Annotated in this window: 21 protein-coding genes; 13 read left to right on the top strand and 8 right to left on the bottom strand. The window is 59.7% G+C overall.

Annotated elements, in window-relative coordinates:
- Positions 1-11: 11 nt before the first annotated feature.
- The 3 genes from RVM24_RS18840 to argH form a co-directional block, all read right to left on the bottom strand.
- A complete protein-coding gene (locus RVM24_RS18840) occupies positions 12-617 on the bottom strand; it encodes a DUF2931 family protein (protein ID WP_227510188.1) in 606 nt (201 codons plus the stop codon).
- On the bottom strand, positions 614-2,692 hold the full coding sequence (locus RVM24_RS18835; protein WP_342631724.1) for a T6SS phospholipase effector Tle1-like catalytic domain-containing protein: 2,079 nt from the start codon (positions 2,690-2,692) through the stop codon (positions 614-616). Before RVM24_RS18835 ends, RVM24_RS18840 begins: the two co-directional genes overlap by 4 nt.
- Positions 2,693-2,834: 142 nt before the next feature.
- Positions 2,835-4,250: an argininosuccinate lyase gene (gene argH / locus RVM24_RS18830; RefSeq protein WP_431474570.1), complete on the bottom strand. Its 1,416-nt coding sequence runs from the start codon at positions 4,248-4,250 to the stop codon at positions 2,835-2,837.
- Between the two features lie 59 nt (positions 4,251-4,309).
- Between argH and RVM24_RS18825 the strand changes: the two genes are divergently transcribed.
- The 6 genes from RVM24_RS18825 (at position 4,310) to RVM24_RS18800 (ending at position 10,368) form a co-directional block, all read left to right on the top strand.
- Positions 4,310-5,398, top strand: coding sequence for a sensor histidine kinase (locus tag RVM24_RS18825; protein ID WP_413774331.1), 1,089 nt, complete (start codon positions 4,310-4,312; stop codon positions 5,396-5,398).
- A gap of 30 nt (positions 5,399-5,428) precedes the next feature.
- Entirely contained in the window at positions 5,429-6,184 is a 756-nt protein-coding gene (locus RVM24_RS18820) for a LytR/AlgR family response regulator transcription factor (RefSeq protein WP_061332519.1), read from the top strand.
- Positions 6,185-6,269: 85 nt separating this feature from the next.
- Entirely contained in the window at positions 6,270-7,211 is a 942-nt protein-coding gene (gene hemC / locus RVM24_RS18815) for a hydroxymethylbilane synthase (RefSeq protein ID WP_061332518.1), read from the top strand.
- Positions 7,192-8,031, top strand: coding sequence for a uroporphyrinogen-III synthase (locus RVM24_RS18810; RefSeq protein ID WP_431474569.1), 840 nt, complete (start codon positions 7,192-7,194; stop codon positions 8,029-8,031). Before hemC ends, RVM24_RS18810 begins: the two co-directional genes overlap by 20 nt.
- Complete coding sequence (locus tag RVM24_RS18805) at positions 8,018-9,130, top strand: uroporphyrinogen-III C-methyltransferase (protein ID WP_431474568.1); 1,113 nt, start codon at positions 8,018-8,020, stop codon at positions 9,128-9,130. The genes RVM24_RS18810 and RVM24_RS18805 overlap by 14 nt, the downstream gene beginning before the upstream one ends.
- The gene (locus tag RVM24_RS18800; RefSeq protein ID WP_431474567.1) at positions 9,127-10,368 is read left to right on the top strand and encodes a heme biosynthesis HemY N-terminal domain-containing protein; all 1,242 of its coding nucleotides are present in this window, start codon (positions 9,127-9,129) and stop codon (positions 10,366-10,368) included. Before RVM24_RS18805 ends, RVM24_RS18800 begins: the two co-directional genes overlap by 4 nt.
- A 61-nt stretch (positions 10,369-10,429) precedes the next feature.
- On the opposite strand, the gene RVM24_RS18795 is transcribed toward RVM24_RS18800, so the two are convergent.
- The 3 genes from RVM24_RS18795 to rho all read right to left on the bottom strand — a co-directional run bounded on the left by RVM24_RS18795 (position 10,430) and on the right by rho (position 14,410).
- Positions 10,430-11,422, bottom strand: coding sequence for a 2Fe-2S iron-sulfur cluster-binding protein (locus tag RVM24_RS18795; RefSeq protein WP_431474566.1), 993 nt, complete (start codon positions 11,420-11,422; stop codon positions 10,430-10,432).
- A gap of 13 nt (positions 11,423-11,435) precedes the next feature.
- Entirely contained in the window at positions 11,436-12,923 is a 1,488-nt protein-coding gene (gene ubiD, locus RVM24_RS18790; RefSeq protein ID WP_374786388.1) for a 4-hydroxy-3-polyprenylbenzoate decarboxylase, read from the bottom strand.
- A 224-nt stretch (positions 12,924-13,147) separates the two neighbouring features.
- The gene (gene rho / locus RVM24_RS18785) at positions 13,148-14,410 is read right to left on the bottom strand and encodes a transcription termination factor Rho (RefSeq protein WP_058091947.1); all 1,263 of its coding nucleotides are present in this window, start codon (positions 14,408-14,410) and stop codon (positions 13,148-13,150) included.
- 367 nt (positions 14,411-14,777) lie between these two features.
- Between rho and moaB the strand changes: the two genes are divergently transcribed.
- The 4 genes from moaB to RVM24_RS18765 are packed head-to-tail and all read left to right on the top strand — an operon-like array spanning position 14,778 to position 17,288.
- Entirely contained in the window at positions 14,778-15,350 is a 573-nt protein-coding gene (gene moaB / locus RVM24_RS18780; RefSeq protein WP_061332513.1) for a molybdenum cofactor biosynthesis protein B, read from the top strand.
- A 12-nt stretch (positions 15,351-15,362) separates the two neighbouring features.
- Positions 15,363-16,577, top strand: a complete 1,215-nt coding sequence (locus RVM24_RS18775) for a molybdopterin molybdotransferase MoeA (RefSeq protein ID WP_061332512.1) — start codon at positions 15,363-15,365, stop codon at positions 16,575-16,577.
- Positions 16,578-16,579: 2 nt separating this feature from the next.
- The gene (moaD, locus tag RVM24_RS18770) at positions 16,580-16,840 is read left to right on the top strand and encodes a molybdopterin converting factor subunit 1 (RefSeq protein WP_061332511.1); all 261 of its coding nucleotides are present in this window, start codon (positions 16,580-16,582) and stop codon (positions 16,838-16,840) included.
- Position 16,841: 1 nt separating this feature from the next.
- Positions 16,842-17,288 carry a molybdenum cofactor biosynthesis protein MoaE gene (locus RVM24_RS18765; RefSeq protein WP_431474565.1) on the top strand — a complete coding sequence of 149 codons (447 nt, stop codon included), beginning with the start codon at positions 16,842-16,844 and terminating at the stop codon, positions 17,286-17,288.
- Between the two features lie 94 nt (positions 17,289-17,382).
- Here the strand turns inward: RVM24_RS18765 and trxA are convergent, their stop codons facing one another.
- Positions 17,383-17,709 carry a thioredoxin TrxA gene (gene trxA, locus RVM24_RS18760; protein ID WP_011784020.1) on the bottom strand — a complete coding sequence of 109 codons (327 nt, stop codon included), beginning with the start codon at positions 17,707-17,709 and terminating at the stop codon, positions 17,383-17,385.
- 285 nt (positions 17,710-17,994) lie between these two features.
- On the opposite strand from trxA, the gene ppx reads away from it, so the two are divergent.
- Positions 17,995-19,521, top strand: a complete 1,527-nt coding sequence (gene ppx, locus RVM24_RS18755; protein WP_138436837.1) for an exopolyphosphatase — start codon at positions 17,995-17,997, stop codon at positions 19,519-19,521.
- 1 nt (position 19,522) lies between these two features.
- Here the strand turns inward: ppx and RVM24_RS18750 are convergent, their stop codons facing one another.
- A complete protein-coding gene (locus RVM24_RS18750; protein ID WP_431474564.1) occupies positions 19,523-21,469 on the bottom strand; it encodes an ATP-binding cassette domain-containing protein in 1,947 nt (648 codons plus the stop codon).
- 44 nt (positions 21,470-21,513) lie between these two features.
- Between RVM24_RS18750 and RVM24_RS18745 the strand changes: the two genes are divergently transcribed.
- Both RVM24_RS18745 and RVM24_RS18740 read left to right on the top strand, forming a co-directional pair.
- Entirely contained in the window at positions 21,514-22,047 is a 534-nt protein-coding gene (locus RVM24_RS18745) for a DUF2390 domain-containing protein (RefSeq protein ID WP_138436839.1), read from the top strand.
- Positions 22,044-22,427, top strand: coding sequence for a hypothetical protein (locus RVM24_RS18740; protein ID WP_072678671.1), 384 nt, complete (start codon positions 22,044-22,046; stop codon positions 22,425-22,427). The genes RVM24_RS18745 and RVM24_RS18740 overlap by 4 nt, the downstream gene beginning before the upstream one ends.
- The last annotated feature ends 67 nt before the right edge of the window (positions 22,428-22,494 follow it).

Genomic DNA, 22,494 nt, shown 5'->3' with positions numbered 1-22,494 from the left:
CTGGGAGCCGCCTACCAGCCCTCCATCGGGACGCCATGTTCCCTGAGGTAGTCACCGTGCTTTTCAAGATAATTTTTGGTGCCCACCTCAAAATCATCCGGGTCACCCGGTACTTCCGTGGCCTGCATGCGCATCACCTCGATTTCGTTGCCAATCTGGTTCGAAATCCAGACCACCACGGTGCCGCCGGGTGCCAGGCCAATGGTCAAGAAGTGCCGGGGGCCGGAATACACACCCATCGGCGTCTTGTAGGTTGCCGGCTCCCGCATTCGGTCCAACAGGTCTTCCGGCACTTGAATGATCTTGGTGTAATATTTCTGCTCCGCGTAGGAAAACCAGTTGACCAGAATCAGTTCCGGAAAGGGGTCAACTCCGGCCCCAGCTCCAGTTGGGCCACGGGGCCCCTTCCAGCAACACCCCACCGCGCCGATGGGCTGGCGCCAGCTCCGCTCACCCGACTTCTCCAGAAACATGTCGGTCACCCACACTTCGTAGTGCTGTGGTGCCGCTATCCTGATCATCCAAAGAGTGTCGTCTGCCTTCGACCACGCTGAACACCCGCTGCCCAACAGGGCCATGGCCACTATGCCTATGGCCAGAATTTTCTGAATCATCATTCGCCCTCTGTTTGTGGATAAACCAGGCGCTCCCCGGAGAGCACCGGTGCATGGGGATGCAATCCCTCTAACTTCGCAGGTGTTCCCGCCACCAGGGTTTCGATGCCGTTGTAGTGTGCGGAGTAATGGATATAGCGCTGGAGCAACAGGTGTTCATGTTCCGTGGTCAATGAAGGGGCGTCGCTCCCTTGTTCAACCTGTTCCAGGATTTGTTGCAGGATGGGGGTCAGTTCATCTGGCAAGGTATTGTCGGTTCTCCTGGTATCGATATCTTGCAGCGGCGCACCGCTATCGGTGGCCAGCCGATGCATCAACCTCAAGGCCACCTGCGAATACTCCCCCCGCACCTGGCGCAGCATCCGCAACACCAGTTCCACCCGGCCATCCGGCGCCGGGTGCTCCTGGCGCCGGGTAACAATTTCCAGTCGGGCTGGTCCTTCAGGGCCCAGGTCTTTCGGCCAGGCCTGCAATTGTTCGGATTGCCGTACCGGCAGGTTGTCGGGGCCAATCCAGCCAGCGGCCTCTACCTGTTGCCGTTTGGCCTCCAGGTTGTCCCACTGCAGGGTTTTGTCCGGCCAGCGCAGCCGGTCGCGAGGTACCTGCAGCCTCGGGCTTAACAGCACGTCCTCGCGCTGGCTGTCGCCGTAACCACCTCCAATATCGGAATGAACCCCAGGCAGGGAGATTTCCCGGAAGTTGGCCGGCAAGCTACCGTCGCGGCTTCGCAGACTGTTCAGAGCAAAGTTCCTGCGGTGCTCATGGGCGGCGGTCAGGTGCACTGCATGGCGCACCTTGTCCGAATTCAGGTACAGCTTTACCGGGTAGTTGCGGTTGTTATGAGCCGATAAATCACCAGCGGCCGGGTTAACGATGGCGGCCACGGAATCGAATAGTCCCACGAAGCGAATTTCTACCGTCTCCGGCCAAGGAATATGGTTCTGAGCTAGTATCTCGGCGAGCAGGCCGCTTTCCCCCTGATTAATCTCATGCGCAGCGTGGCGGGCCGCAGCAGCCCCCCGACTGAAGCCGAACAGATCCAGGGTCAACCGATTAATAGGCTTATCTTGAAATGTGTCTTTGGCCTGCTGGGCCAGTTGAGAGAAGGCGTAGGTTACCTGTGGGACAATGCCAGCCTCCCCCATGCCGGTGGCTGCGCTATACAGCACATCATCATCGCCGGTCTTGGTGCCCGCCCCAGGAGCATAGATTTTACGCCGGTAGGTGCTGGTACCCTCCTCCTCTTTTTCTTCTTCGATGTACAAATCCCACAACTTAGCCACATTGCTGGCGGCATTGGCGTAACTGTCACCCAACATCAGGCCCATCCGCCGCTCACACTCTTCCCGGCTGATGGTGTTGTTCTCGTAGGGAATCAGGCACTCCTGCTCCAGCTGCTCTTTAAAAGCCTGGGTATTCGCGGCATTGTTCATGGTGCCGTCGGTAAACAGGCCAACTTCCAGATTAATCTTGGGAGAAGGTTCCCGGGAGGAGTCCTCCTTGGCGCCTTCGGCGGCGGATGCGGACATCAGAACGGGAGCCACTAGCGCGGAAGCCCCTAAGGGCAGGCTCAGCCGGTGGTCATCTTCGCTGCCCTGAGCCGCCTGCTCCTGACGCTGACACTGCCGGTAGTGCATCGAGAACATATTCACTTCCAGCGCCCCAACCCCCCAGGGGTCAGATTGGCGCAACTGATCGGGGGTCACGCCGCATTCGTTCAGTTGCGCCACGGCGCTCTCAATCGCAGAAGGCGTGTATATCCAGCTATCATTTACCCGCCACCGCCCCCCGGCAGGCAAGCTGTCATCTGGCTGCCAGGTCACCATGGGGGAGAAGGGGCCATCCCAGCCTTCACAGACCAACATCAGCTCACCGTCTTTCACCGCCCGGTGGACAGTCTCGGCTATGTTGCCTCGGCCACGGTAGTGGTGCCTGAATAACGAGTGCATGTTTGAACGAACATGGTCGTTCTCTTTAACCAGGCGCCTGGCCTTATCGGCGGCGAAAAAGGGGGTTTCAACGTGGGGAAGATCACAGGCTCTCAGCTCCGAGGGCCTGACCAGTTTCATGAAGCTCATCGTCAGCATTCCTTGTTGACGGTAGAAAATGGGTAAGAATCAGTCGGCAATCCTAGCCGATATTTCGTATTTATGACAAAACCGCACTTCACGGTTTTGTCATAAATCTTCTACGCTGATCAGCCTATGACACACCCATGGACTACACCAGCCTTAGCCCCTTCCGGGCGCGGGCCACCGCCGCACGCACCTGGTTCGGTGCGGTGCCGCCCAGGTGATCACGGGCCTGCACGGAGCCTTCCAGGGTCAGCACGTCAAACACATCCTCACCAATCACGTCGGAGAACTGCTTCAGTTCTTCCAGGGTCATATCGGACAGGTCACGGCCTTCCGCCACACCAAAAGCCACGGATTTGCCGACGATTTCGTGGGCATCCCGGAAAGGCACGCCTCTCTTGACCAGGTAGTCGGCCAGATCGGTGGCGGTAGAGAAGCCCCGCTTGGCCGCTACCCGCATGTTATCGGCCTTGGCTTCGATCGCCGGAATCATGTCGGCGTAGGCCTTCAGGCAGCCCTTGATGGTATCGACGGTGTCAAACAGCGGCTCCTTGTCTTCCTGATTGTCCTTGTTGTAGGCCAGCGGCTGGCTCTTCATCAGGGTCAGCAGGCTGATCAGGTGGCCATTGACCCGGCCGGTCTTGCCGCGCACCAGCTCCGGCACATCCGGGTTCTTCTTCTGGGGCATGATGGAGGACCCGGTGCAGAAGCGGTCCGGAAGGTCGATGAAATCAAACTGGGCCGAGGTCCACAGCACCAGTTCTTCACTGAACCGGGACAGGTGGGTCATCAGCAGGGCGGCAAAGCTGCAGAATTCGATGGCGAAGTCCCGGTCAGACACCGAATCCAGGCTGTTTTCAGTGGGCCGGTCAAAGCCCAGCAGTTCCGCGGTCAGGTTACGGTCGATCGGATAGGTGGTACCGGCCAGGGCGGCAGCGCCCAGGGGCATCACATTCACCCGCTTGCGACAATCCTGCAGGCGATCGGCATCGCGCACCAGCATCTCGTACCAGGCCAGCAGGTGGTGGCCGAAGGTGACCGGCTGGGCGGTCTGCAGGTGGGTGAAGCCGGGCATAATGGTGTCCGCTTCGCGCTCGGCCAGGTCCAACAGGCCAGCCTGCAGGCGGGCCAGTTCCTCGGCAATCACGTCGATTTCGTCCCGCAGGTACAGACGGATGTCAGTGGCCACCTGGTCGTTACGGCTGCGACCGGTGTGCAGTTTTTTACCGGTAATGCCGATGCGGTCGGTCAGCCGGGCTTCGATGTTCATGTGCACGTCTTCAAGGCTGACAGACCATTCGAAGCGGCCGGCCTCGATGTCTTCTTTAACGCCTTTCAGGCCCTCAATAACCTGGTCCCGCTCAGCGTCAGTGAGCACACCCACTTGAGCCAGCATGGTGGCATGGGCGATGGAGCCGGTAATATCATGGTGATACAGGCGCTGGTCAAAACCGACCGACGCGGTGAAGCGCTCAACAAAGGCGTCTGTGGGCTCGCTGAAGCGGCCACCCCAGGGTTTTTCGGAGGATGTGGTCTGGTCAGACTTTTTCTGATCCGTCATGGTCTATCTTTCCTGCTGACAGCCCGGCATCATCACGCCGGCAATGGATAAGTGAAAATTTGCCGCAGTATAGCATTCTGACCACGGTTAAGGAGACTCCCCTGGCAACCGACAAAGGCATCAACAAGAAGGACTCCACCGACTTCTACGTTCCCGATCTTTGCCGGGTGCGGGCGGTGTTCCTGCTGCTGGTCACCAGTGAGCTTTTTGTCCTGGTGTTGTCTATCGTGCAGGCCGAGCGCGGCTGGATAGACTGGAACTACTTCGGCTTGCTGTCCCTGTTCGTACAGTGGACCACCCTCACCAGTGCCGCACTGATCTGCCTGCTGCGGCCATGGCTGGCGCAAATGAGCGTCGCCCGCGCCACCCTCGCCATTGTGGTCATTGTGCTGCTGGATGTGCTGGCTTTCAGCCTGTTTGCCGACAACGTATTGCACCCGCAGCCGGGGGTTGCGCTGTGGCAGGGCATTGCCAAGAAACTGTTGGTGGCACTGCTGATCGTGCTGATGGTGTTACGCTACTTTTACCTGCAGGACCAGTGGCAACAACAGCGAGAGGCCGAAATGCAGGCCCGGCTGACGTCGCTGCAGGCCAGGATCCAGCCCCATTTCCTGTTTAACAGCATGAACACCATTGCCAGCCTGATTGCCAGCAATCCGGAACAGGCAGAAGAGGCGGTTCTGGATCTGTCCGAGCTGTTCCGGGCCAGCCTGCGCACCGATGATCAACTGGTACCACTCAGCCGTGAACTGGAGCTGTGCCAACGCTATCTGGCCATTGAAGCCCTGCGCCTGGGAGACCGGTTAAAGCTGGACTGGGACATACAGCCGGGCCTCGAGCAACAGGCCATTCCTCCGCTGACCTTGCAACCGCTGGTAGAGAACGCCATCTACCACGGCATTCAGCCCAGACCCGAAGGCGGCACAGTGCGGATCGAGGTGTACGGCAAAGGCCATTTTGTATACTTGATGGTCCAGAACCCGAAACCGGAGTCCAGCAACCGCCAGCACCAGGGCAACCAGGTGGCCCTTGTTAACATCCAGGCCAGGCTCCAGGCTTTGTTCGGCGAGCCAGCGGTTCTCAAACACAGCCATCAACACAACATCTACACAGTTACCCTCAGGCTGCCCGCAAGGACAGCAAGCTGACAAAACAGACCAGGCGACCGCAGGAGCACCATGAACCAACAACCGCAGCGCATTCTGATCGCAGACGACGAACCCCTGGCCCGGCAGCGCATTCAGCGCCTGGTGGAAGAACTGCCGGAATACCGGGTGTGCGGTGAAGCGAGCGATGGCAATGACGCCCTGCGCAAGGTGGCCGAGCTGGAACCGGATATCCTGCTGATGGACATTCGCATGCCGGGCATGGACGGCATGGAAGCGGCGCACCAGCTGAGCCAGCTCAGCAACCCGCCGGCGGTTATTTTCTGTACAGCCTACGACCACTATGCCATCCAGGCGTTCGAGGTTCGCGCCATCGCCTACCTGCTCAAACCGGTGCGACGGGAGGCATTGGCCGACGCTCTGGCTCGGGCGGGAAAGGTCAACCGGGTTCAGCTCCAGGCCTTGACCCACAACAGCGACCTGACCACCGAACAGGTTGCCGTGCGCACCCACCGGGGAACAGAACTGATTGATCTTACAGACATCCGCTACTGCGAAGCGGACCAGAAATACGTCACCCTGCACCACAGCCGGGGTGAAACGGTCTGTGATTACACCCTGAAAGAACTGGAGCAGGCGTATCCGGAAAAACTGTTACGCATTCATCGGCATACCCTGGTCGGCGTGCGTTTCATCCAGGCCCTGCGGCGCAACAGCGATGGTCAGAGTATGCTGGCACTGAACGACTCAGACACCCTGCTACCGGTCAGCCGCCGCCATGCCAGCCATGTCAGGCAGTGGTTGCAGGAGCACCAACCCTCCCCCTGACGGGGTACAGGGCCGTCTACGGCGGGACTTTTTCACTGCCACAAGGTAACCTTGGGGCACATTTTTTCCTACGACTGTGAGTGCCATGTCAACACGAACCCTTCGCATTGCAACCCGCAGCAGCGCCCTGGCGTTGTGGCAGGCGGAATTCATCAAATCCGAACTGGAAAGGCTGCACGATCACATCACCGTGGAGCTGGTGAAGATCAAAACCCAGGGCGACAAGATTCTGGACGTGCCCCTGGCCAAGATTGGTGGCAAGGGGCTGTTTGTGAAGGAGCTGGAAGAAGCCATGCTGGACGGCCGGGCCGACCTTGCGGTGCATTCCATGAAAGACGTGCCCATGGAATTCCCGGAGGGCCTTGGCCTGGTGGCTATCTGTGAGCGGGAAGACCCGACCGATGCGTTTATCAGCAATCAGTACGATCATCTGGACCAACTGCCCCAGGGTGCCGTGGTTGGCACCTCAAGTCTGCGCCGCGAAACCCAGCTCAGGGCCAACCGCCCGGACCTGGAAATCAAGATGCTGCGAGGCAACGTCAACACCCGATTGGCCAAGCTGGATGCCGGCGAATACGACGCCATTGTTCTGGCCAGCTCCGGCCTCAAGCGCCTGGGCTTCCACGACCGGATACGCTACTGCATGCCGGATACTGTCTCGCTTCCGGCCGTTGGCCAGGGCGCGCTGGGTATTGAATGCCGCCTTGATGACAGCGAGCTGCGGGCATTGCTGGCACCACTGAATCACGACGATACTTCTGACCGGGTGAAAGCAGAAAGGGCCCTGAACCGGCGCCTCGAAGGGGGTTGCCAGGTTCCCATTGCCGCCTATGCCCTGCTGGAAGACGACAACACATTGTGGCTGCGCGGGCTGGTGGGCGCTGTCGACGGCACCGAGATTTTTCGGGTAGAAGGCCGCGCGCCCCGCGCCGAAGGCGAACGCCTGGGCCGTGAACTGGCGGAGCAGCTGCTGGCTATGGGTGCTGACAAGGTACTGGCTGAGATCTATGGCCACACCCCAAGCTGATCGGAATAGCCAGGCCCTGCCCTTGCAGGGCCGGCGCGTACTGATTTGCCGGCCAGAACCCGAGGCAAGCCGCCTGGCACAGGCTTTTCAGGCCGCCGGCGCCGAAGTTCGCCGGATGCCCCTGATGGCCAGGGAGCCGCTGCCTGCAACACCAGAGCGCCGGTCGACCCTTCAGGATCTGGACCACTTCGCTCACATCATTGCCGTCAGCCCCTACGCCGCCAGCGTGCTGCTTGATGAGATCGATCACTGGTGGCCCCAGGTGCCCATGGGCATCCAGTGGTATGGCGTGGGTGCCGGCACCGCCGCGGTTTTCGCCCACCACGGTCTGAGCCCGAACAAGCCAGACAATGGCTGGACCAGTGAAGCCCTGCTGGCCCTGCCCGGCTTGCAGAATCTAAACCACGAAAAAGTGCTACTGGCCCGGGGAGAAGACGGCCGCGAGCTGATCCGACAGACCCTGGAGCAACGAGGTGCCCGTGTAACGGTTCTGCCGCTGTACCGACGCTTCCGGCCGTACTATGCTGCCAACGACTTAGAAGACAATTTCGCTGGGTTCCGGCCGGAGGTGATTATTGCGCTTTCCGGTGAAACCCTGAACAATCTGGTAGAGGCCAGCAGCGCGTTCCTGGCGACCCTGCACAATGCGCTGCTGGTGGTTCCAGCGGAACGAGTCTCGGAGCAGGCCCACAAGGCCGGCTTCGGGAATGTGCTGGTTCCGGATGGCCTGGCTGATCAGGATCTGGTGACCAGTGTGGCTTCCTGGTTGATGCAGGAGGCCGGTGACAACGGTAAACCAAGTAAGGATGCCCGTGACTGAAACAACAAAACAACTGCCCGCTCCGGTAAACCCCGCCAATTCCGCCCGCGTACGCCTGTGGCCGGTATGGCTGATTGCCATTCTCGCCCTGATTATTGCCCTGGCTCTGGCGTTCTGGAACTGGCAACAATGGCAAACCCACCAAACCACCATGCTGGTGATCCAGGAATTGCGCCAGGATACGGCACAACTGGAAGACCGTTATGGCAGCCGTGGCAGCGAGCAGAGCCAGCGCCTTCAGTCACTGGAAAATAACCTTTCAGCCCAGCGCGAGCTGATCGCTACCCAGCAGCGACAGATTGACCATAATGCCCGGGAACTGCTTGAGGCCGGGAATCGTACCCGTACCGACTGGCTGCTGGCCGAGGCAGAATACCTGCTGCGCATCGCCAACCAGCGCCTGTTGATTGAGAAAGATATCCGGGGCGCCCTGTCTGCCCTGGAATCCGCGGATGAGGTTCTGCGGGAATCCGATGACATCGGGGTTTACCCGGTTCGCCAGCAACTGGCCCGGGAAATTCTGTCACTGCGGGGCATCCAGGGCGTCGACCGCACCGGACTGTACCTGAAACTGGAAGCGGCCATTGCCAGCATTCACGACCTGACCGACCAGGCCCTGATTCACGATCAGGCCCCCGGCTTCCAGATGACCGAAGACCCGAATGCCCCGACCGATGGCCGCAATATGTTTGTGCGGGGCTGGAATCGTTTCCTCGATACCCTCAAGCAGGTGGTCGTGGTCCGTCGCCTGGACGAACCGGTCAAACCCCTGTTGTCGCCGGACCAGAGCGCCTGGGCTCGCCTTAACCTTCAGTTGATGCTGGAAGAGGCGGAGATGGCCGTGCTTCGGGGCAACCAGCCTTTGTATGAACGGGCCCTGAACAAGGCCATCACCACCGTCAATGACTGGTACGACGCCACCAATCCGGCCATCCAGGGATTGGCCGATACGCTGACGGAACTGGCAGACCGCAATGTGGACCCCACCCTGCCGGATATCAGCCAGTCTCTCGGCTTGCTGAAAGAGCGGCTGGCCGGTCGGCTGGCGACCAGTAATGGAGACGCCTCCGAAACCGAACGCGGGGGCAATGGCTCATGATCCGGCTTCTGCTGCTCCTGCTGGTCGCGCTGCTGGTTGGCACCGCATTATCCCTGGGGCTGACCTACGATCTTGGCTATATTCGCATCAGCCTGGGCCATTATCTGATTGAAACCAATTTCTGGGTGGGCCTCGGGCTGATCATTCTGCTGGTGGTATTGGCGGTTTCTCTGATCAATACCTTCAGGCACCTGCGCCACGGCACCGGGATGGTGGCCGGCTGGGTATCCCGGGGCAACGAACGCCGGGCCCGGCGCCGCACCACCCAGGGCCTACTGGCACTGGCCGAGGGCAACTGGCCACGGGCCCGCAAGCTGCTGGCCACCTCGGCAGACAAAGCCGACACACCGCTGATCAACTACCTTGCTGCCGCCCAGGCGGCCTTTGAAACCGGTGACCACGAAGCGGTGGATGAGCTGTTGCGCAAAGCCTATGACAGCACCCCTGGCTCCAGCATGGCGGTAGGGCTGACCCAGGCCCAGCTGCAACTGGCAGGCAATCGGCTGGAGCAAGCCCTGGCCACCCTGCTGCGCCTTCGCAAGGAGTCGCCCCATCATCCGTTTGTGCTGAAGCTCCTGAAGAACACCTACCTGCGCCTGGAAGACTGGCGTGAGCTGTCCCGGTTGATACCAGAGCTTCGCAAGCGGGATGTATTGCCGGGCAAAGATCTGGACGAGCTTGAACGGCAGGTATGGCATAACCTGCTGGAAAGGGCCGCAGAAGACACCCAGAAGCTGCGCAAAGACAACCCGGAGGCGTCTCTGGAACCACTGACCCGGCTATGGGACGAGCTGCCCGGCTTTGTGCGCCGGGACGAATACACCATCCGGGATTACGCCAGCCTGCTGGCCAGGCTGGGTGACGAAGCCCAGGCCGAAACCCTGTTGCGCAAGGTACTGAGAAACCACTGGAGCGATGAGCTCATCAACCTGTATGGGCGGGTAAAGGGCAACCAGCCCGAAGAGCAACTGCTGATTGCCGAACAGTGGCTGAAAGACCGTCCCAATAATGCGGAGCTGTTGCTGGCCCTGGGCCGCCTCAGCCTGCGTAACGAGCTCTGGGGCAAGGCAAAAGAGTATTTCCAGACCAGCCTGCACCTGCGCCGTAGCCGGGAAACCCTGGCCGAGTTAAGCCGGCTGAATGCTCACATGGGCGAAGAGGAAGCCAGTATCAAGCTGCTGATGCAGGGTCTGGAAAGCGATAACAGTTTGCCAGACCTGCCCATGCCAAGGGCCTGACACTGGAACCAAAAAGGCCGGATGGTTACCATCCGGCCTTTTTGGTTCACCATGGCGGCGTTCAATCCCGCGGAGCGTATTCCAACACATCCGAAAAGAACGCCTGCTTTGGTAACCCTTCAGCCATCAGCGCATCCATCAGGGTGTAGACCATGGCTGGCGAGCCACTGGCATGCACTTCCACATTTTGCCAGTCTGCCCCGGATGCCAGCACGGCACCCACCAACTGATCGTGATGGCCACCCCAATCGTTGTCCTCGTCGTCACCGACCACCGGGAAGAAGCTGAACGGTGGCCAGTCGTCATGCCATTGCTGGGCCAGCGACCGCAGGTACATATCCTCGTGCTTGCGCACCCCCCAGTACAATTTGACCGGGTGCTGGAAACGGGTTTCCTGCAGGAATTCGCACAGGCTTTTCATCTGTGCAAAACCGGTACCTGCCGCCACCATCAGCACCGGTTTGTCCGGCGCGGCAGCCAGGCACGCCTTGCCGTGAGGCAACTCCACGGTAACATCCTGCCCTGAGGTCAGGGCATCAATCACCTTCTGGGCAGACACCCAGTCTGGCGAGGCCTGGATGTGCAACTCGATATTGGCGGCCGACGGACTGCTGGCAATTGAAAAATAGCAGGGCTCGGCACCTGGAAGATTCACCGACAGGTACTGGCCGGCGTGAAAAGCCACCTCGCGGCGCTTCGGCAACTGCAATTCAACCCGATACACATCGTGACTGATGGAGCGCACGTCCACCACTTTTGCCAGGTATTGCCGGGGTTGATGATTTCCTGATGCCATAACGGCGGGTATCTCCAGTTTCAGGTCAGTCAGCGCCAAAGTTCGACACATCATTAAACGCTCACCAACCGTGATTAGTTTCTGATTACGGGTATTCAGGGCCAGACCGGACACCAGCCGGGCCTCACAGATTTCACAAACGCCATTTCTGCAGGCGGCCGGCACCTGAATCCCGGATTCAGCAGCGGCCAGCAGCAAGTCCGTATCGTCTGCCACCTGAAAACTCAGGCCGGATGGCTTAAGCCGAATCCGATGCATCCGGCTGCTCCTGTCAATCGGGGCGGGCGGCGGGAATTTCAATGCCGAGGCTGTCCCACAGGTCGTCCACCCGCTGCTTGACCTCATCGGTCATGGTGATCGCGGTGCCCCACTCCCGATCGGTCTCACCGGGCCATTTGTTGGTGGCATCAAGGCCCATTTTTGAACCCAGGCCAGACACCGGCGAGGCGAAGTCGAGATAGTCGATCGGTGTATTCTCCACCATCGTGGTGTCCCGAACCGGGTCCATCCGAGTGGTCATGGCCCAGATCACATCTTCCCAGCTGCGGGCATTCACATCGTCATCGGTGACAATCACGAACTTGGTGTACATAAACTGCCGCAGGAACGACCATACGCCCATCATCACCCGTTTGGCATGGCCCGGGTACTGTTTTTTCATGGTAACGATGGCCAGCCGATAGGAGCAGCCTTCCGGAGGCAGGTAGAAATCCACAATCTCCGGAAACTGCTTCTGCAGGATCGGAATAAACACTTCGTTCAACGCCACCCCGAGCACCGCCGGCTCATCGGGCGGGCGACCGGTGTAGGTGCTGTGGTAAATCGGGTCACGGCGGTGCGTGATTCGCTCCACGGTGAAAACCGGGAAATGGTCCACCTCGTTGTAATAACCGGTATGGTCGCCGAAGGGGCCCTCCGGAGCCATGTCGTCCGGGTAGATAAACCCTTCCAGCACGATCTCGGCGCTGGCCGGTACCTGCAAATCACTCAGGCCAGCCTTGACCAGCTCGGTACGGGCACCCCGTAACAACCCGGCGAAGGCGTACTCGGACAACGAATCCGGCACCGGGGTAACAGCGCCGAGAATGGTTGCCGGGTCCGCGCCCAGGGCCACCGCCACCGGATAGGGTTTGTCCGGGTTGGCCCGACGGAATTCCTGATAGTCCAACGCCCCGCCCCGATGGCTGAGCCAGCGCATGATTAACCGGTTGCGACCAATCACCTGCTGCCGATAGATTCCCAGGTTCTGGCGCTCTTTATTGGGCCCACGGGTGATTACCAGCGGCCAGGTTACCAACGGGCCGGCGTCACCGGGCCAGCAGTGCTGTACCGGAATCTGGTACAGGTCGACCTGGTCCTTGTCGATCACTACGTCCTGGCAGGGCGCCGAGCGGAGCACTTTCGGGCTCATGCGCATCACCTGTTTGAAGATCGGCAGTTTTTCGATGGCATCCCTGAAGCCCTTGGGGGGATCCGGCTCTTTCAGGAACGCCAGCAGTTTGCCAACCTCCCGCAATGCCGCCACGTCTTCCTGCCCCATCCCCAGCGCCACCCGTTTGGGAGTGCCAAACAGGTTGGCCAACACGGGCATGTCGTAGCCTTTCGGGTTTTCAAACAACAACGCCGGCCCACCGGCCCGCAGTGTGCGGTCGCAGATTTCGGTCATTTCCAGGTGGGGGTCGACTTCTACGCTGATGCGTTTCAGCTCGCCCAGCTTTTCCAGCTGGCTGATGAAGTCTCTTAGGTCGTTGTATTTCATGGTGTGCTCCGTTTCTGGTCTACGGTACTACGGAGTTCGGGCTTAACCGGACTGCCCTGTATTTCGCCTTTTGGTTTTTTTGTTCGGAGTTTGAACAAGGCCGGAAGAGGGTGTCAAAACGGAAAACGGTGGTTTTCCTGATGGTTTTGACACCCTCTTCCGGCCTTGTTCTTTGGACTTTGGGGGGGGCGCCCCCCTGGGTCAGCCGCGCATAGACATCAACATCAACGACGTTTCATGGACTGGAAGAACTCGTCGTTGGTCTTGGTGTCACGCAGTTTGTCGAGCAGGAACTCCAGTGCACCGGTGTCGTCGTCCATGGAGTGCAGCAGCTTGCGCAGAATCCACACGCGCTGGATGTCTGCCTCGCTCATCAGCAGGTCTTCACGGCGAGTGCCGGAGCGACGGATGTTGATGGCCGGGTAGACACGCTTCTCGGCAATCTTGCGGTCCAGGTGCACTTCCATGTTACCGGTGCCCTTGAACTCCTCGTAGATAACCTCGTCCATCTTGGAACCGGTATCCACCAGCGCGGTCGCCAGGATGGTCAGGCTGCCGCCCTCTTCCACATTCCGGGCCGCACCGAAGAAGCGTTTGGGCTTTTCCAGGGCATGGGCGTCAACACCACCGGTGAGCACCTTGCCGGAAGACGGAATCACCGTATTGTAGGCGCGGGCCAGGCGAGTGATGGAGTCCAGCAGGATGATGACATCTTTCTTGTGCTCGACCAGGCGCTTGGCCTTTTCGATCACCATTTCCGCTACCTGCACGTGACGGGCCGGCGGCTCATCGAAGGTGGAGGCTACAACCTCGCCGCGCACGGTGCGCTGCATTTCAGTCACTTCTTCCGGGCGCTCGTCAATCAGCAGCACCATCAGGTGACATTCCGGGTTGTTGCGGGCGATGGACTGGGCGATGCCCTGCATCAGCAGCGTTTTACCAGCCTTGGGCGGGGACACAATCAGGCCACGCTGGCCTTTACCGATCGGGGCTACCAGGTCGAGTACCCGAGAGGAAAGGTCTTCGGTACTGCCGTTGCCCACTTCCAGGGTCAATCGCTCCTGGGGGAACAACGGGGTCAGGTTTTCAAACAGAATCTTGTTGCGGGCGTTGTCCGGCTTGTCGAAGTTAATCTCGTTAACTTTCAGCAGGGCGAAGTAACGCTCACCATCCTTGGGAGGACGGATTTTACCGGAGACGGTATCGCCGGTACGCAGGTTGAAACGGCGAATCTGGCTGGGGGAAACATAGATATCGTCCGGGCCGGCCAGGTAGGAGGCGTCGCCGGAGCGAAGGAAGCCGAAACCGTCCTGCAGAATTTCCAGTACGCCGTCGCCGTAGATGTCTTCGCCGCTCTTGGCGTGTTTCTTCAGGATGGTGAAGATAACATCCTGTTTGCGCGAGCGAGCCAGGTTGTCCAGGCCCATTTCTTGCGCGATATCGAGCAATTCGGGCACAGATTTCTGCTTGAGTTCAGTAAGATTCATAATTTGTAGGATTGTCAGGAATGGAAGTAAACGACTGTTGGAATGACAGGGGTGCCCCTGAACGCATTGATCAAAAAAGCTGAAACATGGTGCTGGCTAGATGGAGCAACCGGTGCAGATGGAAGCCGGATTTGTTTGCTGAAGCCAGAGAGTGGGAACAACCGTTCGCCGGGCAAGCCGCATAATCGACCACCTTGAAGGCGTCTGTCAAGACCTCTGCCCAAAATTAAGTCAGTTTCATGATCTTCCGCCACCGGCACACCTCCCTCTGATGGGTTACTCCCTTCCCATCTGCGGCCCGTATACGGATACTGACACTAGTATTACTGATGAACGCATCTCGAATGCAGTAGAGCGGAGCCAAGCCATGAGCACTGAGCTTACGAATGAACTCAAACCTCTGAACATTGCTATTTTGACCGTATCTGACACACGGGGTTTCGAGCAGGACACCTCCGGGCAGTTCCTCGAAGACAGCGTGATTGAGGCCGGCCACCGACTGGTGTCTCGCCGGATACTTCCGGACGACGTTTACCTGATACGCGCTATTATTTCACAATGGATTGCGGACCAGGACGTTCAGGCGGTCATCATAACCGGCGGCACCGGCTTTCATGAACGAGATAGCACACCGGAAGCGGTCAAGCCCCTGCTGGACAAGGTCATTGAGGGTTTCGGCGAGGAATTTCGCCGGTTATCGGCGCTGGAGATCCGTTCTTCCACGATTCAGTCCCGGTCATTCGGTGGCATGGCCAACAACACCGTTATTTTCTGCCTGCCGGGTTCAACCGGTGCCTGCAGGACTGGCTGGGAAGGCATTCTGAAAGACCAGCTGGACAGCCGGCACGGCCCCTGCAACTATTCCGGACTGGTCATGCGCAAGCCAGAGCGTGCTTTCAGCCGGCTTCAGGAAGTCATTGGCAACCGCGCAGAAAAATAACCGGGAGGTACCATGGCAGGCTCTGACCTGATCTCTGTTGACGACGCTCTCAACTACATATTGAGTCGCGCCACCGCTGTCACACAATCCCAGGCGGTGCCGCTCAGCGAGTGTTTGGGGCGGGTCCTGGCCGAGAACCAGTATGTGCCGGCGGACGTTCCCCCGGCTGACAACAGCGCCGTGGATGGCTATGCGGTGTACCACTCAGACGTCGCACCCGGGCGGGCGCTGGTGGTCTCTGACCGGGTGCCGGCGGGCACGGCCCCCAAACCACTGGCGCCCGGTACCGCTGTGCGAATCTTCACCGGTTCAGAGATTCCGGAGGGCGCGAATGCGGTGGTGATGCAGGAGCGGGTGGAACGTACCGGTGACAACATCCTCATCATGGCCGAAGTCAGCGCCGGGCAGAACATTCGTCGTCGCGGACAGGACCTGACCCAGGGGGACCTGGCATTGCCCCGGGGCACCCTTATTCGCCCCCAGGAAATGGGCTTACTGGCCTCGATGGGCATCGCACAGGTGCCGGTACTGGACCGGTTGCGGGTGGCCATCCTGAGCACCGGCGATGAACTGGTACAACCCGGCGAGCCGCTTGCCCCCGGCCAGATTTACAACAGCAATCGCTACACCCTGCTCGGAATGCTGGCACAGGCGGGATGTGAGGCTATCCTCTGCGAGACCGTTCGGGATACTCGCGACGGCACCCGCCAAGCGCTGCAAGAGGCGGCAAGGAAAGCCGACCTGATTATCACCAGTGGCGGCGTGTCGGTGGGCGAAGAAGACCACGTGCGCGCAGTGCTCGAGGAGTCCGGCCGGCTGTCTTTGTGGCGGATGGCCATCAAGCCTGGCAAACCATTGGCGTTCGGCAGCATTGACGACACGCCGGTGCTTGGGCTGCCCGGCAACCCGGCCTCTGTGTTGATTTCCTTTATGGTCATCGTGATGCCCTACATTCGCAAACGCCAGGGGCGACCCGACGCGCTGCCGATCGGGGAATGCCTGCCCGCAGATTTCACCACTCATTCACCATCCATCCGACGGGAGTTTGTCCGCGCCCGCAAGACAGGCAACGGGGCCACCGCTTCCGTGTCCGCTGCCCCGAACCAGAGCTCCGGCGTGCTGAGTGCCGCTTGCTGGAGCTCCGGCCTGGCGGTGGTGCCGGAAAACAGCACCATCAATATCGGTGACCCGGTGATGTATTACTCGTACCCTGAACTGATGAGCTGATCATGACTGACCAGAACCTGACTGTTCGCTTTTTCGCACGGCTTCGCGAGGAGCTTGATACCGAGAGCCTTGAGTTGCCGGCAACTCCGGGCCAAACCGTTGAGGGCGTGTTGTCAGAACTGGCCGCCCGTGGCGGCCCCTGGGCTCAACTGCAGGGCGACCAGCCGGTCATGGCGGCCGTCAATCAGGCCATGGCCAAACCATCAACGCCAGTCACGCCGGGCGATGAAGTGGCCTTCTTTCCACCGGTGACCGGAGGTTGAAATGATTTCTATCCAGACGGAAGATTTCGATGTCGGCTCGGAATACAAGGCGCTGCGCGCCTCCGGCTCCGGCACGGGTGCGGTGGCGACCTTTTCCGGGCTGGTGCGGGACTCAGGGGACCTGTCCGGGGTGACCGGGTTATTCCTGGAGCATTATCCCGGCATGACGGAACAGGTGATTCAGGGATTGATTGATTCCGCCTCCCAGCGCTGGGATGTCCGCAAGGCGAGGGTGATTCATCGGGTCGGGCGGCTGGCGCTGTCGGATCAGATCGTGTTTGTCGGCGTTTGCAGTGCTCACCGGGGGGACGCATTTGCAGCCTGCGAATTCATCATGGATGCCCTGAAAACGTCAGCCCCGTTCTGGAAAAAAGAAATCACCGGAGACACCGAACACTGGGTTGAGCAAAAAGACTCGGACCTGGACCGCTCCAGGGCCTGGAAATAAAGCCCACCTTGCGACTGACGGCCAGTGAGGGTGATTGAGGCACAAAAAAACCGCCCGTGAACCATGTTCAGGGGCGGTTTTCTTCAACAGCGGATCAGAGGTTGCTGTCGAGGAAGGCGGCGAGTTGTGACTTGGACAAAGCGCCAACTTTGGTGGCGTCCACGTTGCCGTTCTTGAACAGCATGAGGGTCGGGATACCACGGATGTTGAACTTGGGCGGGGTCTGTTCGTTTTCGTCGATGTTGAGCTTGCAGACCTTGAGCTTGCCGTCGTATTCGTCGGCGATTTCTTCCAGAACCGGGGCAATCATCTTGCACGGGCCGCACCACTCAGCCCAGTAGTCGACCAGTACCGGGACGTCGGACTTCAGTACGTCCTGTTCGAAAGAAGCGTCGGTGACATTAACGATATTTCCGCTCATTACCTTTTCCTGATTCAGGCGCTCCGGGGCCTGTAACGCAGCCGCGTCGGAGTCGCTGTTGACTGTAGCAGGCTCTACAAACCGTCATCGGAATGTCGCCTGCCCGGATTTCGTTAGACGAATACTTTACGCGATTGCCGGCCTCAATGTGAAGCGAGATCTGTTTCCGTCGGCGACGATCCGCATCCGTATTCACCGCAGACCGTTACTGACAGCGCACCGCGCTTTCTTTTATAGTACGGCCATTGTATCGACAAGTTCACACCATACAGGACGCCAACCCACGTGACGGCCGCATCCCCTGCCGAGAACACCGCCCCCTCCCCGGACATGCTGGCAGCCATTGATATGGGCTCCAACAGCTTCCATATGGTCGTGGCCAGGCTGGTCCATGGTGAAATTCGCACGGTCGAAAAGATGGGCGAGAAAGTCCAGCTTGGCGCTGGGCTGGACCCCTATAACCGGCTGACGGAAGAAGCCCAGCAAAGGGCTCTGGAATGTCTCAGCCGGTTTGCCCAGCGCCTGCAGGGCATGCCTGCCGAGGGCGTTCAGATTGTCGGTACCAACGCTTTGAGAGTGGCCCGCAACGCCCCCGAGTTCATTGCCCGGGCAGAAGAGGTCCTCGGTTACCCGGTTGAGATCATCGCGGGACGGGAAGAAGCCCGCCTGATCTACCTTGGCGTTTCCCACACCCTGGCCGATGACGAAGGTAAGCGACTGGTCATCGATATTGGCGGCGGCAGCACCGAATTCATTATCGGCCAGCGATTTGAGCCCCAGGAGCTGGAAAGCCTGCATATGGGCTGTGTGTCGTTTCGCAATCGCTATTTCCCGGACGGCAAAATTACCCGGCGGCAGATGGACAAAGCGATCACTCACGCCGAACAGGAGCTCCTGAACATCCGCCAGCACTACCGCTCGGTTGGCTGGCAGAGTGCCGTCGGTTCCTCAGGATCCATCAAGGCGATCTGCAGTGTGCTGGCCAACCTGAAGATCACCGATGGCACCCTCACCCGTGACGCAATGGAAGAGCTGCGTAAACGGCTTGTCGACATGGGCAGGGTCGAAAAACTGGCAGACCTGGGCGTGCGCCAGGACCGGCAAAGCATTTTCCCGGCCGGGTTTGCCATCCTGCTGGCGGCGTTCCGATCACTGGATATTCAAGCGATGACCTTCGCTGATGGCGCGCTGCGGGAGGGGCTGCTGTACGACATCGTAGGCCGTATCCAGCACGAGGATGTACGGGAGCGCACCATTGCCGCGCTGCAGGAGCGCTACCATGTGGACCAGGCTCACGGCGCTGCCGTTGAGCAAACGGCTATTGCTGCATGGCAGCAAGTGGCCGATCAATGGGGCCTGCATACGTCAGCGGACGAGGATGTACTGCGCTGGGCCTGCCGGCTGCACGAGATTGGTCTGACCATCTCCCACAGCCAGTACCACAAACATGGCGCTTATCTGCTGCGTTATTCAGACTTGCCAGGCTTTACCCAGCAGTTTCAAAAAGATCTGGCCACCCTGGTGCGTGGCCATCGACGGAAATTCTCCTCCACCGTGTTCGAGGGCATAGAGCCGGAAGACAAGCCACGCCTGCGCTACCTGTGCGTTTTGCTAAGGCTGGCCGTGTTGATCCAACACCCCAGGAATCTGGAGCAGCCACCCGAATTCGTCCTCCATGGCCATGAAAACAAGCTGGTGGTGGAGTTTCCGGAAGGCTGGCTGGATAACCGGCCACTGACCCTGGCAGACCTGGAGAACGAGCGGGATTACCTGTCCAAACAGGATTTCACCCTGGAAATCGGCACCCGGTAAACTATCCAGCCAGTTCGGCCTCCAGATTTTCCACCGTTTCGCTGACCTCCAGCCATTCGGCCTCGGCCTCCTCCAGGGCCCGCTTGAGTTCGGTCTGCTCCGCCAGCAGCGCCTTCAGGCGTACTTTCCCGCTGTCTTCGTACACCGCAGGGTCGCCCAGAGAAGCTTCCACGCCTGCCAATTGCTGCTGCAGCTGATCCATCCGAGCTTCCAGAGATACCTGTTTTTTCCGCCACGGGCTCAGTTTCTGGCGCAGTTCCGCCTCCTGGCGCTTTCTGGCCTTGCGCTCCTCGGCCGTCAATGCCGGAGCACCGCCAGCATTCCTTTCAACATTTGCGTCCTCAGCCACCTGGCGTTTGGGTGGCTCGCCCTCATCCTTTCTGCGATCTGCCAGCCAGCGTTCGTAATCTTCCAGGTCGCCATCGTATTCCTGAACCGTGCCATCCGACACCAACCAGAACTCATCCACCGTATTGCGCAGCAGGTGCCGATCGTGGGACACCACCACAATAGCGCCATCAAAGTTCTGTAATGCCATGGTCAGGGCCTGGCGCATTTCCAGGTCCAGGTGGTTGGTGGGCTCGTCCAGCAGCAACAGATTGGGTTTCTGCCAGGCGATCACCGCCAGGGCGACACGGGCTTTTTCACCCCCGGAGAACGAGCGAATCGGGCTCAGGGCCTCGTCGCCATGAAAATCGAAACCGCCCAGGAAGTTTCGCACCGACTGCTCTGAGGCGCGGGGCGCCAACCGCTGCAAGTGCAGGAACGGGCTGGCATCCAGATCCAGGGCTTCCAGCTGGTGCTGGGCAAAATACCCGATGGCCAGGTGCTCGCCACAGGTGCGCTCGCCCGCCAGCAGCGTGCCAGTGCCCCGCAGGGCATCCATAAAGGTTGATTTGCCCGCACCATTGGGGCCCAGCAAACCAATGCGCGAGCCGGGCAGCAAGGTGACGTTGATATTGTTCAGGATCGCCGTCTGGCCGTGGCCGGCCACGCCGTTGCGAATGGATAACAACGGGTTGGATACCTTGTCCGCCATCGGGAATTCAAAACTGAAGGGCGAATCCACATGGGCCGGGGCAATTCGCTCCATCCGTTCCAGCGCCTTGACCCGGCTCTGGGCCTGGCGGGCTTTGGTAGCCTTGGCCTTGAAGCGATCGATAAAGCGCTGGATCTCGGCAATACGGGCCTGCTGGCGCTCGTAATTGGATTGTTGCTGGGCCAGGCGCTCGCTGCGCTGCACTTCAAACGCCGAGTAGTTGCCGGTGTAGAGTTCCAGCTTTTTGTTATCAAAGTGCACCAGGTGTGTGGCCACCCGATCCATGAAATCCCGATCATGGGAGATAAATAGAAGGGTGCCAGGATATCGACGAAGCCAGTTCTCAAGCCACAGACAGGCGTCCAGGTCCAGGTGGTTGGTGGGCTCATCCAGCAACAGGAGGTCTGATGGCCTCATCAGGGCCTGGGCCAGATTCAGACGAATACGCCAGCCCCCTGAAAACGCCGATACTGGCCGGCCGACATCGCTGTCGGCAAACCCCAACCCACGCAGCAACGAGTCGGCTCTTCTCGGCGCAGACCAGGCTTCGTGTACATCCAGCTCGCCGTGCAGGCGGGCAATGGCGTGATGATCATCCCGGGCTTCCGCATCGGCCAGCTCACGCTCCATACGGCGCAATTCAAAGTCGCCATCCAGGACAAAGTCCCGTGCAGATCGCTGGCTGGCCTCAACCTCCTGCGCCATGTGGGCTATACCGCAGCCCCCTGGCAGCGACACACTGCCCTGCTCCGGCGCCAGATGGCCCAGTAAGAGCTGGAACAGGCTGGATTTTCCGGCACCATTAGCGCCAACAATCGCTACCCTCTGGCCGGGCTGCACCGTCAGGCTGACGTTTTCTAGCAACCAGACGCCGCCTCGTTGTAAACTGAGATCGGTTATCGTTAACATAGACTGTCTTTATCCATGGATTTCAGCCAGGGAAGCGCCCTGCCATGACCGTTCCGCAGACAGAATCATTGAATCTGCCCGCAACAATGGAACCGGATAATCCCCTGTGGCGTTATGCACTGGCCTGCTGGCAAAACCCGGAGCTGGCCGAGGCCTGCCTGACGTTGCAGGCCTGTGACTGGAGCGTTACCCGAATTCTCTGTGCCGGCTGGTTGGGGGTGAACGGGCACCTGTTCACTGGCGTTGAGGACGCTAAGGTAACAGAGTGGCGATCCCGTGTAACCGGCAGCATTCGTTCGGCCAGAAAATCCATTCCCCGGCATCATATTGGTTGTCGTGATCTCCGGGAAGCGCTGGCACGGGCCGAACTACAGGCCGAGCAAACCGAACTTGCCCTGGCCTGGCACACACTGACACCCAGGTACCCGGAGACTGGCAACATGCACAATCGCAAAGCCGCCATCCAGCAAAACCTATTGGCTGCAGCACCGCGTCGGGAAGCAGACACCCGGGGCCCCATATCACTGGACACGCTGGCAGGCCTCCTGGAGGCTGCGGCAGGAGAACTCCGGCCATGATGATGAAATGGCTTATTCGGCTATCGTTTCCGGCTCTTGGCCTGCTGTTGTTGCTGATTTTCTTTGGCCTGGGGGACCCAGGCAAGGTATCGGAGTCTGCGGCTGAGGAGAAACCCGAGGCCATCCCTTCGTTCGAAGGCCTGCTACCGGCCCCCATTCCCACCGAGGGCCCGGAGATTGTCTTCAAATGGCAGGACACCGAGGGGAACTGGCACTACGCCGACCAGCCACCGGCCCAGGGCCCCTGGAATGCTCTGGCCATTGAACGTCCGGGCAAGAACCTGCATAACGAACGCCGGGCCGACAATGACAACGACTGGCGCTCGCCCTACCGAGCCCCTTTTTCCCTGGCTCCATCGCCCGGGGATAACGGCACCTGACGCCAACGGCATCACACTGTTACCACAGTTTCAGTGGCATCCTGCGGCTGAACCCGTTACCTTTCCT

Source organism: Marinobacter sp. KM021 (assembly GCF_050707965.1).
In the GTDB taxonomy this organism is placed as follows: Bacteria; Pseudomonadota; Gammaproteobacteria; order Pseudomonadales; family Oleiphilaceae; genus Marinobacter; species Marinobacter shengliensis.
Note: the sequence above shows the minus strand (reverse complement) of the source record. Positions and strands in the feature narration are given on the sequence as shown.

Coding starts and splice junctions, on each gene's coding strand:
- hemC (WP_061332518.1), top strand. CDS start 6,270: ATGTCAACACGAACCCTTCGCATTGCAACCCGCAGCAGCGCCCTGGCG.
- moaD (WP_061332511.1), top strand. CDS start 16,580: ATGACTGACCAGAACCTGACTGTTCGCTTTTTCGCACGGCTTCGCGAG.
- RVM24_RS18740 (WP_072678671.1), top strand. CDS start 22,044: ATGATGATGAAATGGCTTATTCGGCTATCGTTTCCGGCTCTTGGCCTG.
- RVM24_RS18745 (WP_138436839.1), top strand. CDS start 21,514: ATGACCGTTCCGCAGACAGAATCATTGAATCTGCCCGCAACAATGGAA.
- RVM24_RS18750 (WP_431474564.1), bottom strand. CDS start 21,469: ATGTTAACGATAACCGATCTCAGTTTACAACGAGGCGGCGTCTGGTTG.
- rho (WP_058091947.1), bottom strand. CDS start 14,410: ATGAATCTTACTGAACTCAAGCAGAAATCTGTGCCCGAATTGCTCGAT.
- RVM24_RS18765 (WP_431474565.1), top strand. CDS start 16,842: ATGATTTCTATCCAGACGGAAGATTTCGATGTCGGCTCGGAATACAAG.
- moaB (WP_061332513.1), top strand. CDS start 14,778: ATGAGCACTGAGCTTACGAATGAACTCAAACCTCTGAACATTGCTATT.
- RVM24_RS18795 (WP_431474566.1), bottom strand. CDS start 11,422: ATGCATCGGATTCGGCTTAAGCCATCCGGCCTGAGTTTTCAGGTGGCA.
- RVM24_RS18775 (WP_061332512.1), top strand. CDS start 15,363: ATGGCAGGCTCTGACCTGATCTCTGTTGACGACGCTCTCAACTACATA.
- RVM24_RS18805 (WP_431474568.1), top strand. CDS start 8,018: ATGCCCGTGACTGAAACAACAAAACAACTGCCCGCTCCGGTAAACCCC.
- RVM24_RS18820 (WP_061332519.1), top strand. CDS start 5,429: ATGAACCAACAACCGCAGCGCATTCTGATCGCAGACGACGAACCCCTG.
- RVM24_RS18835 (WP_342631724.1), bottom strand. CDS start 2,692: ATGAGCTTCATGAAACTGGTCAGGCCCTCGGAGCTGAGAGCCTGTGAT.
- ubiD (WP_374786388.1), bottom strand. CDS start 12,923: ATGAAATACAACGACCTAAGAGACTTCATCAGCCAGCTGGAAAAGCTG.
- RVM24_RS18840 (WP_227510188.1), bottom strand. CDS start 617: ATGATGATTCAGAAAATTCTGGCCATAGGCATAGTGGCCATGGCCCTG.
- trxA (WP_011784020.1), bottom strand. CDS start 17,709: ATGAGCGGAAATATCGTTAATGTCACCGACGCTTCTTTCGAACAGGAC.
- RVM24_RS18810 (WP_431474569.1), top strand. CDS start 7,192: ATGGCCACACCCCAAGCTGATCGGAATAGCCAGGCCCTGCCCTTGCAG.
- RVM24_RS18800 (WP_431474567.1), top strand. CDS start 9,127: ATGATCCGGCTTCTGCTGCTCCTGCTGGTCGCGCTGCTGGTTGGCACC.
- argH (WP_431474570.1), bottom strand. CDS start 4,250: ATGACGGATCAGAAAAAGTCTGACCAGACCACATCCTCCGAAAAACCC.